Source organism: Thioalkalivibrio sp. ALE9, from assembly GCF_000377445.1.
Taxonomy (GTDB): domain Bacteria; phylum Pseudomonadota; class Gammaproteobacteria; order Ectothiorhodospirales; family Ectothiorhodospiraceae; genus Thioalkalivibrio.
Genome location: NZ_KB898123.1, coordinates 413,682 through 433,164 on the forward strand (window position 1 = coordinate 413,682; position 19,483 = coordinate 433,164).

Sequence of the window (19,483 nt, forward strand, 5' to 3'; positions counted from 1 at the left end):
TGTTTTTGGGTGCTGCTCGGCGCATACCCCGGGCATGTCCCGACGCCGGGTGAACGATCGCCCGGAAAAACTTGACGTCGGAAACTTTTTCTCCGCTCGGGCGTCCCGTACACTTCACCTTTTTTAATGACGAGGATTTCATGAAAAGCACCGCATTGTTCACCGCCCTGTCGCTCTTCGTGTTCCCGCTTGGGCTGGCTGTCGCGGACACCGACGAAACCCAGCCCGTGGCCGCCGGCCATGGCGTCGTGATCGAACGCTCCGACCTGGCCAACGAGCTCCGGATCCTCCCCGAGGATCAGCGCCGGGAGCTCCTGGAGAACCCGGAAGCCGGGCGCGACCTGATCCACCAGATGTATTTCCGCGGGCGTATGGCGGTGCTCGCCGAAGAACTTGGCTATGCGGACGAGGCCATCGTGCAGGCCCAGCTCAAGCGCCTGCAGGAGCGTCTGTACCGCGAGATCGTTCCTCGTCGGTTCGTGGATCAGATGGAGTTGCCGGACTTCTCCGATGCGGCTCGCGAATACTATGACGCCCATCTCGACGAATTCATGGTCGAGGAGGAGCGCCGTGCTTCCCACATCCTTCTGCGCGCCCCGGACGAGGACCGCAAGGAGCAGCGGCGCGACGAAGCCCAGGCCCTGCTAGCCGAGCTGCGCGATGGGGCCGACTTCGGCGACTACGCCCGCGAGCACGGCGAGGATGGCACCCGGCAAATCGGGGGCGATCTTGGGTTTTTCAAGCGCGGGCGCATGGTCGAGGAGTTCGACGAGGTGGTGTTCGCAATGGAGCCAGGCGATATCGAACTGGTCGAGACCCGTTTTGGCTACCACCTGGTTCACCTGCGTGATATCGAGGGTGGGGAGCCCCGGCCCTTCGAGGCCGTCGAGGATCGGATCAAGGAACGCCTGCTCGCCGAGTATGTAGAGGAAGAGCTGACCAGTTATCTGACTTCCGTTGCTTCGCCCCGGGATGCCGAGATCGATGAGGACGCCATCGTGGCGGTGATCGAATCCATGCGCGACGAGCTCGAGGCCGAGGACGACGACCCGGTCGAGGACCTGATCGCTCCGCAGCAGCCCTGACGGACCACCCCGTTCGAGCCGGGTGCCTCGACCGCGTGGCTTGGGGCACTCCGGCCGAAAAGGGTGTCCCGTGCGTGGCCCTCTCGATCTGGGGCGCCGCGTCAGGGGGCTCTGGCCCGTCGAATTGGCGGCCGGCGGCAAAATACAATTCCCCGCTTGGTTCGTTACACCCGGACCGGCTGCGTGACCTCGGGTTGCCCATTCTTGATATCGGAAATTCGTAATGGACCTTCGCTTTCGACAACGCGACCACAACCTGTTCTCCTTTCCTGCGGACGGGGCGGCCACGGTCACGGCCGCCGTCACGCACTGGCATCGACTCGATGATGTGGCGACGTATCCCTTGCCGGGGGGGCGAGCGTTGCTCGTCAATCGAACGACGGGGCAACGGGGCGAGCTGCCCGCATCGTTCCTGCCGTTGCTGAACGACCTACTGGTGTTTCGCACGCTCGACGAGCATGCGCGCGCCATTCAGGCCCGACTCGATTCGAGCCAGATCCCCCTTGAGCAGGTGGCTTCTGTCGTTCGCGAGCTGGCCCATGCGGGGATGCTCGTCTCGGCGAGTGTCTGGCTGGAGCGGATGGATCCCGGCCCCTCGGACCCCTCTCCATGGGCCATGGTGCTGACCACCTGCGACCGTCCGGAGTGGTTTGCCCGGGCGGTGGAGGGCGCGGCCCGCCATCTGCCGACCGCGCAGCCCCCTGAGCGAATCATCATCATCGATGACTCGCGTCTGGACGCGTCCGTCAGTCGCAATCGTGCCCAGGTCGCGGAGCGGCTCGAGCCGCTCGGGTTGCCGGTGGATTACTGGGAACGCAGTCGCCGGGAAGGATTCGCCCGCCAGCTAGCGGATGCGTTCCCTGCGGATACGGCCAGTATTCGCTGGTTGCTCGCGCCTTCGGCCTTCGCGGAGTCCGCTCAGACCTTCGGTCAGGTGCGCAACCTGATGACCTTGCTCACGCCGGGGCTGCGGCTCGTCGCCATGGACGATGACTGCGAGCTTGCGCCGCGCGCCCGCCCGGATACGGGTGAGGCCGTGCAGCTCCGTCGGCTTCCCCGGAGTCATGATGCGCTGGGTTCGGCAGAGGCACTCATTGAGGGTTCGCAACCGCTGGATGTCAATCCGCTCCAGCAGCATCTGGATGTCCTGGGGGCGCATCCGTTCGATGCCCTGGAGCGTCTGGGGCAGACCAGGGGCGACCTCGACTGGCTGCAGCATGCCGATGCCACCACTCTGGATCACCTGTCGCGGGCCACTCGCATTGCCGCCAGCCGGAACGGGATCGCGGGAGACCCCGGAACGCCGGATGAGCTTTCCTTCTATGCACGTTCTGGCGATGCAGCGTTGCGCAACGCCGAGTATTTCAATCGCTGCATGGAGGCGGGTGAACCGAAGCGTGTTTTCTGGCGCACGGTTACCCAACCGGCGATCTATTTCGATCCTTCGCTCATGAGCATCCTCCTGGGGCTGGACAATCGGACGCTGCTCCCCTGTGTGCCCCCTGTGGGGCGCGGCTCCAACGACGATGTGCTCGGCGCCCTGATGGCCGGAATCCATCCGGATCAGGCTCGCTTCGAGTTTCCCTGGGCGCTGCCTCACCGGTTGGACGAACCTGGACCCTGGCAGCATCCTGGTGAGCGGGACGGGCAGGAGCTTGCCCCACCCGTGGAGCAGCTTGGTGAGATGGTTCAGCAGTTTGTCGCTGGCCTTCAGGGGGCGTCGGCGGATAGTCGTCTGAACGAGGTCGTCGAGCATTTGCTGCGCATTGCCCGGATGAACGATGCCGATCTGCGCAAGGTGGTCGACGAGTCGCGCGTCTCCTCGGCTGCATTCCGTCTACGCCTGCTGGGCCCGAACCTGGAGGATGGGCGTATCCAGGGCGCAATGCGTGACGAAATCGAGCGCTATGCCCGCAATCTGGAGAATGTGCTGGCGGTGAGTTGTTCCCCAAGCCCGGCATGGCTGGATGAAATGCGCTCGAGTTGCGCCGTCCTGGGCCACGGCCTGCGTCTGTGGCCGCGTCTCAGGGAGTATGTGGCGTCGGAGCAGGGGCTTTGATGCGAACGTCCAGGGTCGTGGCGCCTCCGGCTGGCTCGGTTTCAATGCAATCCAACGTGCAACGCCGTTGCCTGGTCCGCGGGTACGAGAGCCTGACTGTATGTTGCGGCTGATTGGCATAGGCGCTCAGAAAGCCGGTACGACGTGGCTGCACCGCCAGCTTGCGCGGCATCCCGCAGTCGAGTTTCCGGCCGGAAAGGAGGTCCACTTCTGGGACCGACACTTCCCGGAGCGCGGGGAAGAGGCATACCAGGCGTTGTTCTCCACCGCCCCGGATCGCTGCGAATGCGACATTACCCCGGCCTATTCCACCCTTGGTGAGGAAGCGGTGCGGGCCTGTTACCGTGCCGCGCCGCAGGCCGGTGTGGTGTTAGTGCTGCGCAACCCGGTCGAGCGTGCCTGGTCGTCCGCGCTGATGGCGCTGGGGCGTGCCGAGATGACGATCGACGAGGCCTCTGACCAGTGGTTCATTGATCACTTTCGCTCGCGTGGTTCCCGGCTGCGTGGGGACTATGCCCGCGCCCTGCGCTTGTGGCGAGGCGCCTATGGAACGGGTCGGGTCTGCGTACTTCGCTTCGAGCAGATTCGGGAGGACCCGCAAGGTCTGCTGCGCCAGGTCGCTGATCTCGCGGGTCTTGGCTGGCACTCGGGCTGGACGCCCGAGGCCCTGGGCCAGCGGGTGTTCGCGGGCCAGGCGCATCCACTCCCCCGGCACCTGAGGGACGTGTTGTGCGAACTCTATGCCGATCCGGTTGAGGCTCTGGCGGGCGAGATCGACTGGGACCCTCGACCGTGGCTCGAGTGACCGGGCCGCAACGGTACGGTCGCGTACCGCTCGCGGTGGTTACCCCGGTACACTGACGGGCCGCAATCGACCGGGCCGACCAAGGGTCGGGAACCTCGCGCATTGTGCGCGAAGGAGCGCCCGCGCATGGCCTCCGCATGCGGCGCGTGGTCCGGCATCACCAGGGCGACACCGGTTCACGAGCCCGCCTGCGGCGGGGGGGCCGAAAGCGAATTTCTCAGGGAGTACCCGTTGAAGCTGTTTGTGCATATCCCCAAAACGGCCGGCACCAGCCTCCGGCATCGACTGGAGGCCAATCTCGGGTCCCGGCTGGCGTGCGACTACGGTCCCGATCATCCGCTGACTCATCCGGAGCTGAAGGCTTCGGCCGGACGTGCGCAGGGGGAACTGCGCGATGCCCTCGAGCGCGCGGGGGTGTCTGTACTTTACGGGCACACCCGGTACCCGCTCTGGAATGAAGCCTTCTCTACCGGAGAGGTTATGTCGATCCTGCGCCACCCGGTCGACCGCTGCATTTCCCATTACCAGCACTTTCTTTCCCATGGTGGCGCGCCCGAAGATCCTCTGGCGACCGGAGTGGCAACGGGCCAGCTGACGCTGCAGGAGTTCGCCGCCGCCGTTCAGCAGCGAAACCTTCAGGCCCATCAGCTGGGGATCACGGAGGCCTCGCTGGGCTCTTTGGGTGATTTTGGGTTACTTATGACCAGCGAGGATTTGTCCTTTCGTCTTGAACTGGGCGAGCGCCGTAACCGGGGCCGGCGCAGTTTTTCGGTGACCAGCGGCGATATCGACGCCATCCTGGAAAACAACGCGCTGGACATGAAGCTCTACGAACTGGTGCGCCAGGCCTGGCGCGAGGGGTACTGGGCCTGGGCGGTGCCGGAAATGCTGCGGCCATCCGGTCGCTGGTTCCGCTGGCGCCATTTTCGCCGGAGGGGTGGGTGAACGACCCCGTCACGCAGCCGAGAAGTAGCGGCTGGCAGCAGCGCGTTCGGGCGGCCTATTCTCGCTTGCCATTCCCTTCGGCTCGTATTCGCCGCCGCCTTGCAGGCCGGGCTCGACCGGTGTGGGCGGCCATCCGGCGGCGGTTGCCCTGGTGCCGCCTCGACCTCAAGGCTGAATACCGGCGCTGGTGGCGTCGATTCGGCCGGATTTCGCGGGCCCAGCGCCGCTGGGTACAACGCCAGCTTCAAGGGGATCAGGCATCGCCGGTCCTCGATGTTGTGATCCAGCTGGCGGCGCACCAGTCCGAGTTCCTGGGTGATACGGTCGATTCGGTGTGTCAGCAACTGGGCGGCGGATGGCGCCTCTGGATCGTGGTGCAGGACGCGGGGGCACTCCCGGCGTGTTCCGGTTTGTGCCGGGTTCAACACCCTGGAGAGATCGTGTTGGTCCGGTCCCTCGCCGAATACTCCGAGCGGCGGGAATGGGCCTCGATCGTGCCTCAGCAGTCGGAACCGGCGGTCATGTTGTTGGAGCCGGGTGTCCGGCTGCATCCGCTCGCGCTCTGGCTCATCCGCGACACCCTTGCACAGCGCCCCGACGCCCGGTTGTTGTATTCGGACGAAGATCGGCTCGACAGACAAGGTCGGCACAATGACCCGCTGTTCAAGCCGGAATGGAATACCGATCTCGCCCTGGGTCGCAACCTGGCAGGCGGTTTCTGTGTGGTACCCGGGGGAATGTTCCAGGCGGCCGTTCACGCCGACCAGTGTGGGGGTGTCCATGCCCTCAGTCTCTTCGTGGCCGCGGAGGGAGAGGATGGGCTGGTGCATCTCCCGCGTGTTCTCCAGCATCACCTGACCTGTGGGCTCGGACCCGCCGACGCCGATGCGGTACAGCGATATCTGTTACGGCGTCACTGCGCTGCGACGGTGGAGAGATCCCCTCTGGATCCGCAACGCATTCGGGTCCGCTATCCCGTCCCCGACCCCGCGCCGCGTGTGACGCTGATCATCCCCACGCGCAACGGTCTGGACGTCCTGCGCCCCTGTGTGACGAGTATCCTCGAGCGCACGGCGTACCCGTCCTACGAGATTCATATCATCGACAACGGCAGCGATGATCCCGAGACGTTGTCCTACCTCGACTCACTGGCGCGGGGCCCCTACGCGGACCGCGTACGGGTGTTCCGCGATGATATCCCCTTCAACTACAGCCGCCTGAACAACCGAGCGGTCGCCCGGTGCGATTCTCCGTTGATCGCGCTGGTCAATAACGACATTGAGGTGATCGACCGCCACTGGTTAAACGACATGGTGGGCCATGCTCTGCGTCCGGACACGGGCGCGGTCGGGGCGCGCCTGCTGTTTCCCGATGGAACGATCCAGCATGCCGGGGTTACGGTGGGGTTTGGTGGCGTGGCGGGCCATTTCATGCGTTATACCCATCCAGGCGAAGGCCGCAACGCGTCGCGGGTGCTGGATACACAGGAATTCACTGCCGTGACCGCGGCGTGTATGGTAATGCGCCGCGAGGTGTTTCTGGAGGTCGGAGGGCTGGAGGAAGAGGGCCTGCCGGTCGCCTTTAACGACGTGGATCTGTGCCTGAAACTGCGCGCACAGGGGTATCGCAACCGGTACACCCCTTACGCATTGCTGTTCCATCACGAGTCCGCCACTCGGGGGCCGGAAACGGCGAACCCCGAAAAGCGCGAACGCGCGGCTCGGGAGGTGGCCTTTCTGCAGTCGAGATGGGGAACACAGGGCTACGAAGATCCCTTTGGCAGCCCGAACCTGTCCACTACCGACGAGCGGGGACGATGCAGTTTTCCTCCCCGCACCGGGAGATTCGCGGGCCGCCGGGAACTGAACGCCCCGGAACTCGTGGCTGGTGGCCACGCCAGGGGGGAGTGATGTCGCAAGGAGAATGCGTGAACGACCGAACCGCCGTCATTATCCTGGGAATGCACCGTAGCGGGACGTCGGCATTGTCCCGTGTGCTGAACCTTCAGGGCGCGGACATTGCCCGAAACCTGCTGCCACCCTCCGAGAACAACCGCACCGGTTTCTGGGAGTCCCGCGACCTGGTGGAGTTGCAGGACGAGGTGCTGGGACTTCTCGGGCAGCGCTGGCAGAGCCTGCATCCGCTGCCCGACAAGTGGTGGGAGCGCGACGACATTCGCGAGCTGCGCGCCAGGTTGCGGGACTACCTCGAACAGGATTTCGCGGACTCGAACCTGTTCGTGATGAAAGACCCGCGCATGTGTCGCCTGATGCCCTTGTGGGAGGCTGTGCTGTCGGACTTTGGCGCCCGCGCGGGCGTGGTAATCATGCTGCGACATCCCGCCGAGGTTGCCCGCTCGCTGGAGGCACGGCGCGATATGGAGGTCCCGTATGGGGTCGGTCTGCGCCTCTGGGAGCGCTACATGCTGGAGGCCGAGCGGTCTACCCAGCACCTTTCCCGTTGCTTCGTAAGCTACGACGATCTGCTGGCGGACTGGCAGCAAACGGTGTCGGGTATTGGTGAGCGACTCGGGATCGCTTGGCCGCGTTCGCTGGACGAGAGCCGCCCCGAGGTCGAGGCCTTCTTGTCCGAGGGGCACCGTCACCAGCGCGTGCTGGATGAGTCCGGTATCCCTGACTCTGTCGCCCGTCTGTTCCAGTCTCTGTGCGAAGTGACCGAGCAGCCCGATGAGGATGCAGAGGGGCGGCTGCAGGCGCTGGCTGCCGCCGGCACTGGCGAGCTGGATGCCGCAAACGATTTGCTGGAGTCGTATGATCATTGGCACTGGCAATCCGAATTGCGTCGGCGTGCTCTTGTCGACAAATTGCGTGAGGCGGAATCCGCGCGTTCTCGAATGCAGCGTGAGCTCGACTCGGTTCGAGCGCGGCTGCAGGCATTGGGTGAACAACACAACGAGGCCCGAAAGCGGCTGAATGACCAGTCCGCTCAGTTGCGGCTGAGTCACCGGGAGCGACAACGCCTGCAGGCAGAGAAGGATGCGCTCATGCGGTCGCTCTCGTGGCGGGTGACGGGGCCCCTGCGGCGACTCGAGCGCCTCGCGCGCCGTCCGGCCTATGCGCGGAACCTGCGCGATTTGCGCCAGATAGGCGTCAAGCCGACGGAATTCGATACCTACGAGCGGCTTCGCGACTCCGGCCTCTTCGACCGTGAATACTATCTCGAGCAGTATCCCCAGGTTCGCGAGAGCGGTCTGGATCCCCTGCTGCACTACCTGCGACACGGGGTCAGCGAAGGGCTGAATCCCAACCCGTGGTTCGATACCTCCTGGTACATCCGGCGATACCCAGACGTCGCCGCTTCCCGTACGCATCCACTCCTACATTTTGTGCAGCACGGCGCGACCGAGGGCCGCAATCCGGGGCCTGGTTTCAATACCCTGCGGTATTTTTCTCGGCATCCCGAGGTGTCCGGTAGCGGGCTGAATCCGCTGGCGCACTACATGGCGCACGGGGGTGGCCGTGCCAATGGGTCCGTCGGCGAGGGCGCAGCGAACTCGGAGCCCGCGTGGTCGGGCCCGGGTGGCGCTCCCGCCGGTGCTTATCAGGACTTCAGCAGCTTTAACCGGCTGTCGATCTTCACCTTGACCCTGGATGCGCCATTTTCGGAAGAGGATCGCCGCGTGCTTGGCCACATGAGTGGCGTGCAAAAACATCTTGCGAGGCGTTTCGAACAGGCCTCGAGCAACACGTTGGTCTCGATCGTGATGCCGACGCACAACCGTGCGTCCTGCATTGCCACGGCCATCTCCAGCGCGCTGGCGCAATCCCATGAGCATTTCGAGCTGGTTATCGTGGATGACGGCAGTACAGACGCGACCGAATCGGTCGTGCGAGGGTTTGACGACAAACGTATTCGGTATTTCCGGATGGAGCGCAATCGCGGGGCCGCGGTCGCGCGAAACCTCGGCCTGGAAAAGGCGCGTGGCGAGTTTGTGACGTATCTCGATACCGACAACACGATGGAGCGGGACTTCGTCCGGATTCTCCTGGGTGTGCTGGAGTCCGAACCCGAATTCGATATGGTCTACTGTGCGCAATCCATCCTTCGAGGGGCGGGCGACGGCGCGATCCAGGAAGGTGTCCGCTTTGCACAGTTCAGTCGGTCGCTACTGGAGAACCGCAACTTCATCGATCTTGGGGCAATCCTGCATCGCCGCGAACTCATCGAGCGCGCTGGCGGTTTTAACGAGTCGATGCGGCGGCTGATGGACTGGGAATTCCTTCTGCGCGCGACCGAGGCGCGTGCGCCACAGCCCGTGCCCTGCGTCTTGAGTAACTATTATCACGATGCGGCCGAGAATCAGATTACCCGTGAGCGGCCGTTTTTCGAGGCCCTTGCATTCGTCGACGAGTATCTCGCGCAGGCGAGACTCTCGGACTTGCTGGGGCCTGTCGGGGTAGAAGGGGTCGAGCGTATGTACCCTCCCCGCCACAGGCTTCAGGTGGACGCCCCGACGCCTGTCAGCATCGTGGTTCCATCGTATGGTTGTCTGGACTACTTGAAGGTCTGCGTCGAGGCAGTGCATCGCTTCACGGAGTCGCCCTTCGAGCTGATCGTGGTAGACAACGCATCAGCCGACGATGTGCGCGACTATCTGCGCGGGCAGGCCGAGGCTGGGCGTCTGCGGTTGATCCAGAACGACAACAACCTTGGGTTTACCTATGCCGTCAATCAGGGGATCGAGCTGGCCGCGCCGGAAAACGATGTCATCTTGCTGAACAATGATGCGGTCGTAACACCCGGGTGGGCCGTGGCCCTGCAGGCCGCCCGGCGCGACGTCCCCAATGCAGGCCTGATCGTGCCCCGCCAGGTGTTGTTGCCCGGGACCAAAACCATTGACGTGCATAACCCGGTCATGGATGCGTCCAGAGAAGCGGACGTCAATCTGTCCCTGCATCATGACAATGTCCTGCAGGCGGGATTGGGCCATGCAAAGGGGTACTTCGGTTTGTCTTTTGCGCCCTTCTTCGCCGTGTATATTCCGCGCGACACGATCAGTACGATTGGCCCTCTGGATCACGAGAACGGGCCGCACTATCGTTCCGATCGCCTGTATTGCGAAGCCGTGCGTCAGATCGCCGGCCGGACCATCGTGTACACCCCGCACTCGAAGGTCTACCACTTCTTGCAGAAGGCGACGACCGACCTCAAGTCCGCGGATCCGGATGGGTATCAGACTCTGTTCGTGCGCAATGAGTGGTCGGAGGTCTCGGGGCAATGACCTTCAACCCGTGACGGCTCGCACACGGCTTGCCATGCTGGGTCCCGTTCGCCACGCTACCGTTGGCTTTTCTTCTTGTCGACAACGCGCGTCGTTCGCTGCGTGTAATCGCGTGGAAGGCACCCCGGGTTCCTAGGCCCTTCGTCGCGCCCCGAATTAATTACAGGCGGAGCGGAGAATGTGAGGTCTCACATGGTCATATCCACGTTTTCGAAACAATTCGGGGCGTTCATGCTGCCAGGCCTTGAGGGTTTCCACCGGTGTCCGGTGCCCCAGCGCTCTCTGGCCGATGTGATGGTTGTACAGCCGCTGGTAGTGCCGCAGGGCTTCGTCCAGGTGCTGACCGGAGTCGAAGTGCCGCGTCCGCAGCAGGTCGGCGATGCGCCCGTTGAAGCGTTCGACCATGCCGTTGGTCTGGGGCCGCTTGGGCCGGATCAGGCGATGCTCGATCCCGTGTTCGGCGCACAGCCGGTCGAAGGGGTGATGCCCCGTCGGCTCCCGCTCCCCGGTCGCGGCAAAGCGGTCGGTGAACTCCTTGCCGTTGTCGGTGACAAGGTGGGTGATATGGAACGGCGCTTTCTCGAGAAGCTTCTTCAGGAAGCCGCGCGCGGCCTCGGCGCTCTTGGTGCGCCGTACCTCCAGATAGACCCAACGGCTGGCCCGGTCGATGGCGACGAACAGATAGCCCCTCGAGGCCTGGTCCGCCATCTGCGGCAGGTACTTCACGTCGACATGCACAAAGCCCGGCACGTAGTCCTTGAATGGCTTGTGCGCCGGTTCCTCGGGTTCCCCGTCGCGTTCCCGCTGCAGGGCCCGCAGGTCGCCCACGCCGTGCCGGCGCAGGCAGCGCGCCAGCGCCGCCCGGCTCAGCTCCGGGTTCAGGAACTCGCGCGCCACGATCAGCAGGTCGTCCAGCGACAGCAGGGCCACTTCCCGAACCTGGACCACGATCGCTTCCTGCTCCGGTGTCAGGGTCGTGTGCAGCCGCTTCGGGCAATGCGAGTGATCCTCCACGTCCCGGCGGTAGGGCCACTTGCGCACGGTCATGCGGGTAATGCCGTAGCGCCGGGCCAGCTCGGGGTCGCTCACGCCTGGCGGCGCCTCCTGCAACTCCCGCCGGACCTGGGGTGTGGTGCGCGCGTTCGAGTGGATCGTGCTCGCCATGCTATCCCTCCTGCGTGGACCCGTCGCACACGATACTCAGCCACTCCCGGGCACGAAACAGGGGCGCCTTCTCGTCCGGTATAGAACCATCCGTTACCCAACACTTTAGATATTTCACTTACGTTCTGGCAGACTTCGCACCGTCGCGATGTAAGGCGTTCTCGCGCGACGTCTTTTGGGGGGTTGAATGGCTATTTTGAGGCTCGTCTCTTTTGTGTCGGCGTGTTGCCTGCTTGCGCCCGCTGTAGCAATGGGGCAAACCCCTGAGTTGTCGGCGGGGGTGCCCGAGGAGGCATTCCTCGGCGAGGAGTTCTGCTTCAATAACAGTTTCAGTAATCAGGGCGACGAGGGGTATGGGCCCTACTTCCGCCTCATTCTGCCCCCGGAGCTCGAGTTTCAGTCGGCCGAGATCTTCGGCTCCAGTATTGGTGGTGTTGAAGACCTGGGCACCTTCCCCGCAAGTGGCGAACTGACCGATACCCGGATCGACGAGACGGTCACTGGCGATGAGGGGTTTAGCTACCGAAATATCGTTCTGCCGGTGGGTTCGGTAGTGGATGGCGGGCCGGACCTGGAGGCCACCATCTGTGCAACGATCGGCGAGGAGGCCATTGTTGGCGAGCCGCTCCCCGTTGACCTGACTCCCATCTACGAATTCGGTGATACCCCGACGGGGGACAACGGGCCCATCGTTGGGGATGTCGTCGAGCAGACCGTCACCCCAACCGTCATCCTGTTTGACAAGACCCAGGATGCGCCCGAGAGCGAACGCCCGCCCGGCCCGAGTTGGCCGATAACCTACACGCTGAACGTCGACATCGCCAACACGGCGACGATGAACCCCGTCACCATTTCCGACGAACTGCCTGCTGACCTGCAGTACATCGAGAACACGGCGCAGATTACCGGGGGCGAGGACTGCACGATCACGCAGGAGCCGTCTGGATCCACACCGGGCGGCGAATTCGAGATCCAGTGTGATGGCGATACGGTCGGGACCCCCGCCGCTGACGACATCGTGGTGACGTACCAGGCGTACATCACCGATATCCTCGATGCGCAACAGTGCCAGATCGAGAATCTGGAGAACACCGCCAGCGTAGAGGCGACCTATGTCGACCAACTGGGCGAAGACAACCCGTTGCCGCAGATTGTCGACAGCTCGAACGTGCGCGCCGAGCATGTCGCCATCCAGAAGAGTGCGTCCGGCGCACAGGGGCCAGGTGAGGAGGTGACCTACACCCTGAACCTGCAGGTGACGGATTTTAACGGTGCCGTGAATGCGCTGGTCATAACCGATGAAATCGCCGACGGTATCGACTTCGAGGCCGACAGTGTCAGCTTCACGGTTGATGGCGGTTCGCCAATCTCGGTCACCCCGGAAGTCACCGTCCCGAACGCCGAGGACGGTACAACCATCGTGATGGACCTGTTCGATGGCACGGGGTTGTCCGAAATCGCTGAAAGCAGCGCAGTCACGGTGACCTACACGGGCACGGTCCGCCAGACCTACCGCGAGACCGGCGAACCGGTGCGGGCCTCGGATTCGATCTCGAACAGCGTTTCCATGGAGTACGACCTCGTTGCGGGTGCCACGTCCTGCAATGAGGGAGGCGCCGCGTCGGTGAGCATTCTGCCGATCGATTCCAACAAGCAGATCGTGGACGAGCAGGATGCCTACGCGCCGGGGGACACCCTGGTCTATCGCTTGACCATGGAAGTGCCCTCCGGAGATACCCGGGATATCGTCTTCACCGACTTTCTGCCGCTGCCGGTGCTCAAGGCCGGTGACGTCATCGAGGGCTTTAGCACGGACCCGACCGATTGCGGCGGCGCCAGCCCCTCGGCGGGCGTATGTCTCGCCCCAACGGCGGAACTTGATTCGGATTACGAGACATTGCTCGGAGAGACGGGCGAGGTCGAGGTGACAACCCTGCCCGGGCAGAATGCCATCGAGATCCGTTTCCCGGACCTCGATACGGAAGCACAGCAGACGCTGGCGGTCGACCTGTATACCACCGTTACTGATGATCCCTTCGCCGATGGACTGTTCCTGACCAACATCCTCCAGGTCGAGACGGCCAACACTCCCGGGGAGACCACGACGGACACCGGGCCCGTCGCTTTTGAAGTGCGCGCACCGGTGCTGGAGATCGACAAGGCGGTCACCGGGACGAGCGGCGAGGGCAGTATTACTGACGGCAATCTGATCGATGCCGATGCCGGCGATACGGTGACTTATGCCATCACGCTGGAAAACACTGGTGGTGCCCCGGCCTTTGATGTCACTGCCACGGATCCGCCGCCGGCGGATATGAATGCGTGTGCCATTGATTCGGTGACGGTGGGTGGTTCCTCGCGTGGCACGTCCGGGGATCTATTCTCCGACCCGTTGGTGATCGATGGAGCAGTGGATGAAGGCGAGTCTGCGGTCATTACCTACACCTGCACTCTGTCCGAAGATGTCACGCCCCGCCAAGAACTGGATAACGAAGCGGAAACCACCTGGGCCTCGCAGGAAGGCGCGCCCCCGTTCCCGACGATCCGCGATGACGCTCGAGCCTCCGTTGCCAGCCCCGGTCTGGCCAAGACGAGCATCGCTGTGGATCCGCAGCCGAGTGCCGGTGGTGTGGTGCCCGGTGACGTTGTCACGTACCGGCTCACTGTCGCCCTTCCGGAAGGGGAAATACCTGACCTCGTGATTGCGGACAGTCTGCCGGACGGTTTTGCCTATGCGCCGGGGAGTGTCTCGATTGACGACACGAATTTTAACGGTAGTGCGATCGATTCCCCGTTGGTCGATGACTCCGATGCGCAAAATCCGCAGTTCGACTTCGGAACCGTCACCGTCAATTCGACCGACGGAACTGCGAACAATACGTTCGTGGTCACCTACGAAGCGACGGTGCTGGATCATCCTGCCAATGCGGCCCCGGATTCGGAGCAGGCGCGCCAGAACACTGCCACGCTGAGCTTCGGAGGAGAGGGTGCCGGTTCGGTGTCCGATAACCACACCGTACAGTTCCGCGAACCGGTGCTTGCCATCACCAAGAGCTTCGGCCCTGACGAAGACCTGGTTGCGGGGCAGCAGGTCACCATCACGCTGGAGCTGGAAAATACTGGTACCGCGCCCGCTTTCGACCTGTTCATCGAGGATGTCCTGAATAACGGTGCTGGCGGCGTCATCAATGACTTGCTCGATCTGAGTACCGTAATCGAAGACACCACGCCTGCGGGGTTCGATTTCGGTTATAACTCCGGTACTGGGGTTTTGAACTACACCACTGCGGACCCGGCCACGAGCCTTGCGCCCGGTGATTCGCTGGAGTTTACCTTCACCGCCACGGTGCTCGATGACGTCGTGACCGGATCGGAGTACAGCAACACGGTCACGGCGGAAGGTTTCAGTCAGCAGGATGACGCTATTGACGAACGCCGCCGGGCGGAGGCTGAGGACACCGCCACCGTCAATGTCGCTGACGCCACCGTGGCCAAAATGCTGGTAGACACCTCCGAGGCGTTTACGAGTGGCACCGACGTCGCGATCGGCGAAACGTTTACCTACGACATCCACTTCGATTTGCCGCCAGGTGTCACTCAAGCGGTCACGATAGCCGACGTGATCACCAACGGCTTTGACGGCGTGAGCCTGGTGGAGGCGACACTGGCGCGAAGCTCGGAGGATCTCGAATCCGCCGAGGACCCGGACTCGATCAACAGCCAAGGTGTTGCTGATCCAGTCACGGTGGAGCTCGAAGACGATCAGATCGACAACGCCTTCAGTCTATTTTTGGGTGATGTGGCGAACAATGATTTGAACGAGACTCAACGCTACACGCTGTCAGTCACCCTGCAGGTCGATAATGTGGCCGCCAACACCCAGGGTCGTGAACTACGCGATCGCGGGCGCATTTACTTCGAGGATGTGGAAGGCACGGAACGCAACGTGCAGTCCGGCGAGCGCACGGTCAACGTCGTTCTGCCCGCGGTCGATGTTGACAAGTCAGTGTCGCCGTCGTCGCCAGCCGCCGGGGACACGGTTACCTACACCCTGATCATCACCAACACCGGCAATGCCACCGGCTTCGACTGGACCTTCGAGGACGAGCTGCCGGATCTGCTCGAGAACCCGACGATCACGGATGACGGGGGCACCGATGCGGCCTTCACGGACAATACGCTCAGCGGTGCCATCGACGAACTGGCCCCTGATGCGGTAATTGAGATCACTTACCAGGCGACCATCGCCCAGGACACTCCGTTCCTGACCGCGATTACCAACGACGCAGGGGCCACTACCACCTCCCTGCCGTCCGGCTCCGACAACGAGGATGATCAGCGTACCGGCGATGGGGGCGTGAACAACCTGTTCGGCAACGACACCGCATCGCTGACGACATCCAGTCCCACCCTGAGCAAAACTCTGATCGACGGTCAGGACCGTTATTCGATCGGGGACATCGTCCATTATCGGATTGAGATGGGGGTGCCGGTCGGGACGACCGATGAGTTCGTGATCGTCGATGACCTTCCGGAAGGGCTGACCTTCCTCGATCAGGAGCCGAACGAGGCGAGCCTGGACCTCGACGGGGTCAGCTCGGACGGCACCGGGCTGTCGTTCAATGAGGGTGATAACAGGCTGGAGGTCGACCTCGGCGAAGTGACGGCTGCCGAGGCGAGCACGGTGACCATCGACTATTACATGCAAGTCGACAACGTCGCGGGCAATCAGAACGACGTGGTGCTCGCGAACGAAGCGGTTGCGAGTTTCGAGGATCCGGAGGATCCCTCGCAGACGGTCACCCTGGGACCGGAATCCGTGTCGATCACCGTCGGCGAACCCGAGCTGAACGTGACCAAATCCATACCGTCCGGCGGCGTCAATCTCCAGGCCGGTGATGAAGTGGACTGGCGGATTGAGTTCGAGAATACGGGCACCACCACTGCCTGGCAGACCGAACTTGCCGATATCTTGCCGGACGGCGCCGGGACGCTGGACCCCGGCGCAATCACTGTGTCGATCCAGGCGGGGGACATCCGGAACGCCCATGGCGACTTGGTCTCGGATGACGATGTTCAGATTCAGACGACAAATGTCGATGACGACACGTTCGTTCTCGAGGGTCTGGAGGTCCCCGCCGGTGCGGTACTGCGAGTCGATTTCACGACCCGGCTCGCGGACGACGTGATCTTCGGTGATACGTTAATCAACGAGGCTATCGCGACCTTCGCCAGCCAGCCCGACGGCAACAGCGAAGACGACAGTGTCCGGGACGCCGCGGATGCCCCGGGTGGTCTGAATGACTACCAGGCTTCGGGGAGCACAAACCTGACGATTGCCTCGGATCTCGAGATCGACAAGACCGTCGACCGAAACCAGGCCACCATCGGTGAGGAGGTGACGTTCACCATTCGGCTGTCGCTCATCACCGGGGTGACGGAGAACGTGTTCGTCTCAGATACGTTGCCGGATGGCCTTGCGTACGTCTCGCATAATATCAGCGTCGGGCACATGGGTATCGCCTTCGGCAACCCGGACTACGCCGATCGGCTCGGGAGCGGGCAGGAAGTGGCGTTCGATCTCGGGGATGTCTCGAACCCACCGTCCAGTGGGAGTGATGACAACTTCGTGGACATCGAGATCACGGCCCGCGTTGAGAACACCGAGGACAATCAGAACGGTGACGTCCTCAGCAATGGTGAGGATGGAACGGTGTGGGTGGAATACGGAGAACACCCCGACACCCCGGTTCGCCTCGAGTTCGACGCCGACCCGGCGGACGAAGACACGATTTCGGGCATCCCGGTGGACATCGTAGAGCCGCTGCTTGATGTCACCAAGACCGTGGCCCCGCAGGAGCAGGCCCTGGGCAACGAGGTGGTCTTCACGGTCAATCTGGCGCACGCCAGCGGCAGCAGTGCGGACGCGTTCGATCTTCTGATCGTCGATCAGCTGCCACCCGGACTGACCTACGTGGAGGGCTCCGCCAGCCTGCCGGCCGGCGCCGTGAACGTCGACGGTCAGGATCTTGAGTTCGCCTTTTCCACTCTGGAACTCGGCGAGGATCGGGAGTTTGTCTATCGTGCGGCCGTCTCGTCCGCTGCGGTGGTGGGTTCCGAGCAGACCAATGCACTGCGGATGACCTGGTCGAGCCTCCCGGACAGCACTGGCGAGGCGGACAGCGGCCGCACCGGTGCTGATGGCCCCGACGGGGAGCCGAACAATTACGCGCGGGATGACGATGCCACTGTGACGGTCACCGCCGATGCATTCCTGTATCCGGTCAAGACGGTGGCACTCTTTGATGATGTGGCCGGCAATGGCCAGGTGGATCCGGGGGACACCCTCGAGTATTCCGTCGTACTGGAGAATCAGGGCCCGGATGCCACCGGCGTGGTGTTCACCGATCCACTTCCCGCGAATACGGAGTATGTGCAGGGGTCATTGACTACCACGCAGGGTACTCCGGACGACAGCAACGATCCGCTTGTGGTGGATGTCGGGGATCTGGATAGCGGTGGTTCGGTAACCATGACCTTCCGGGTGGTGGTGGATGCCCCGCTCCCGTCGGGCGTGATCATTTCCAACCAGGGCTCGGTCGACTCCGACCAGACCGTGCCCACGCCGACGGATGCCGATGGCATTCCCGAAAACGGCTTCCAGCCCACCGATGTTCCGGTCGGCGGGGCCTCGGATGACACACCTGGTGCAAGTCTGCAATTCACCAAGAACTACGCCCTCACCGATGACGTCGTTGCACCCACCGGCACAATCAATGAAGGCGATGAGGTTACTTACACGTTTGTGATTTCCAACACGGGGCAGGAGGCCCTGACCAACGTGGTCTTCACCGACACGGTTCCAGTCGGCCCGCCAGGGATGGACGTGACCGGGATCACCACCACACAGGGTACGGCCCCCGCTGCGAGCAACAACGTCGTAATCGACGATATTGGCACCATCGAACCTGGGGGCAGTGTCGTGATCTTGATCACCGGGACCGCGAATGGGGATGGCGATGTCCTGAACCAGGCAACAGTCTCCAGCGATCAGGTTGAAGACACCTTGAGCGACGGGGACGGCAACCCCGATACCAGTCCGCAACCGACAGTGTTTCCGGTGGTCCCTGCGGGGCAGACCGGCGAACCGGCGTTGGCACTCGACAAGCAGGTTGAATTGATCGATGACGCCAACTCCGATGGCCAGGTTAATCCGGGCGAAACCGTCCGTTTCATGCTGCAGGTTCGCAACACGGGATCCGCGGTGGCCGAGGATGTGCGCCTGACCGACGACTTGATCGGCCTGATCGGCACGCTGGTGCCCGGCAGCGTTCAAACCAGTCAGGGCAGTGTTGTCACACAGACGCCGGTGCTTGAGGTTAACCTTGGTGACCTTGCGGCGGGGAGCAGTGCCACCGTTAGTTTCCGGGTAGTGGCCGATGAACCTGGTCTTTTGACCAACCAAGCGGAGGCCCGGGACGCCGACGGCAATACCGCCACGGATTCTGCCTCCGTGCCGGTGGTCGTATTCGAACCCTTCGACCCACCAAGCGGCCTGAAGGTGGTCAATGATGACGGGATGCCTCAACTTGAATGGACCATGGTGTGGCTTAACCCGAATGACAGCTACGTCATGCCGCTTCGCGTGGTGGACCCGGTCCCGGCAAACAGCACCTTTGTTGCGGGTAGTCTGGAATGCATTGCCAACGGAGCTTCGCAGACCAATCTGTGTGCGTTCGATGCCGCTAACGACGAAGTGGTGTTCGAGGGGCAAATTGGGCCAGACCCGGGTGCGACCGGCGAGACCGACTCGCAAAACGCTGTCATCATTGTGTTCCGCGTCGAAATCGAGAACCTTGCTCGGGCTGTAAGCAACCAGGCGCGTGCGCAGTGGGACGAAGACGGCGACGGGAGCTTGGATCCGTCCCAAATGCCGGTGACCTCCAACATCGCCCAATGGGCTTCCGAGGCAAGGTCGATCCCCGCGTTGTCCCCTGCCGGACTCCTGCTGTTGGGGCTGCTGTTCTTGGTGGTGTTGACGTTGCGCACACGATTTAATTCGCGGCGCACTTGATGCTGCACAGGTTCGGCCGCGGGATCCTACCCGCTCAGTCTTCGGTCCGGACCTGACCGGTCGTCATGGGGTGAATGGTAGAAAGCCGAAAAGCGCCACTTTGACAGTG

At 63.0% G+C, this 19,483-nt stretch carries 8 protein-coding genes; 7 read left to right on the forward strand and 1 reads right to left on the reverse strand.

All coding sequences use genetic code 11. From position 1 onward, the window contains the following. The first annotated feature begins 140 nt into the window (after window positions 1-140). The 6 genes from D106_RS0105175 (at window position 141) to D106_RS0105205 (ending at window position 10,136) form a co-directional block, all read left to right on the forward strand. Window positions 141-1,085: a peptidylprolyl isomerase gene (locus D106_RS0105175; protein WP_026280572.1), complete on the forward strand. Its 945-nt coding sequence runs from the start codon at window positions 141-143 to the stop codon at window positions 1,083-1,085. Window positions 1,086-1,308: 223 nt separating this feature from the next. Then, window positions 1,309-3,144 carry a hypothetical protein gene (locus tag D106_RS0105180; protein WP_018879404.1) on the forward strand — a complete coding sequence of 612 codons (1,836 nt, stop codon included), beginning with the start codon at window positions 1,309-1,311 and terminating at the stop codon, window positions 3,142-3,144. A gap of 100 nt (window positions 3,145-3,244) precedes the next feature. Beyond that, a complete protein-coding gene (locus tag D106_RS0105185) occupies window positions 3,245-3,949 on the forward strand; it encodes a sulfotransferase (protein WP_018879405.1) in 705 nt (234 codons plus the stop codon). A gap of 126 nt (window positions 3,950-4,075) precedes the next feature. Next, window positions 4,076-4,894: a hypothetical protein gene (locus D106_RS15230; protein WP_231372849.1), complete on the forward strand. Its 819-nt coding sequence runs from the start codon at window positions 4,076-4,078 to the stop codon at window positions 4,892-4,894. Continuing rightward, a complete protein-coding gene (locus D106_RS15235; protein WP_231372850.1) occupies window positions 4,891-6,804 on the forward strand; it encodes a glycosyltransferase family 2 protein in 1,914 nt (637 codons plus the stop codon). Before D106_RS15230 ends, D106_RS15235 begins: the two co-directional genes overlap by 4 nt. A gap of 17 nt (window positions 6,805-6,821) precedes the next feature. Beyond that, on the forward strand, window positions 6,822-10,136 hold the full coding sequence (locus D106_RS0105205) for a glycosyltransferase (protein ID WP_026280574.1): 3,315 nt from the start codon (window positions 6,822-6,824) through the stop codon (window positions 10,134-10,136). A gap of 156 nt (window positions 10,137-10,292) precedes the next feature. Here the strand turns inward: D106_RS0105205 and D106_RS0105210 are convergent, their stop codons facing one another. After that, window positions 10,293-11,300: an IS481 family transposase gene (locus tag D106_RS0105210; protein ID WP_018879409.1), complete on the reverse strand. Its 1,008-nt coding sequence runs from the start codon at window positions 11,298-11,300 to the stop codon at window positions 10,293-10,295. 187 nt (window positions 11,301-11,487) lie between these two features. On the opposite strand from D106_RS0105210, the gene D106_RS0105215 reads away from it, so the two are divergent. Beyond that, the gene (locus tag D106_RS0105215; RefSeq protein WP_231372851.1) at window positions 11,488-19,374 is read left to right on the forward strand and encodes an isopeptide-forming domain-containing fimbrial protein; all 7,887 of its coding nucleotides are present in this window, start codon (window positions 11,488-11,490) and stop codon (window positions 19,372-19,374) included. The last annotated feature ends 109 nt before the right edge of the window (window positions 19,375-19,483 follow it).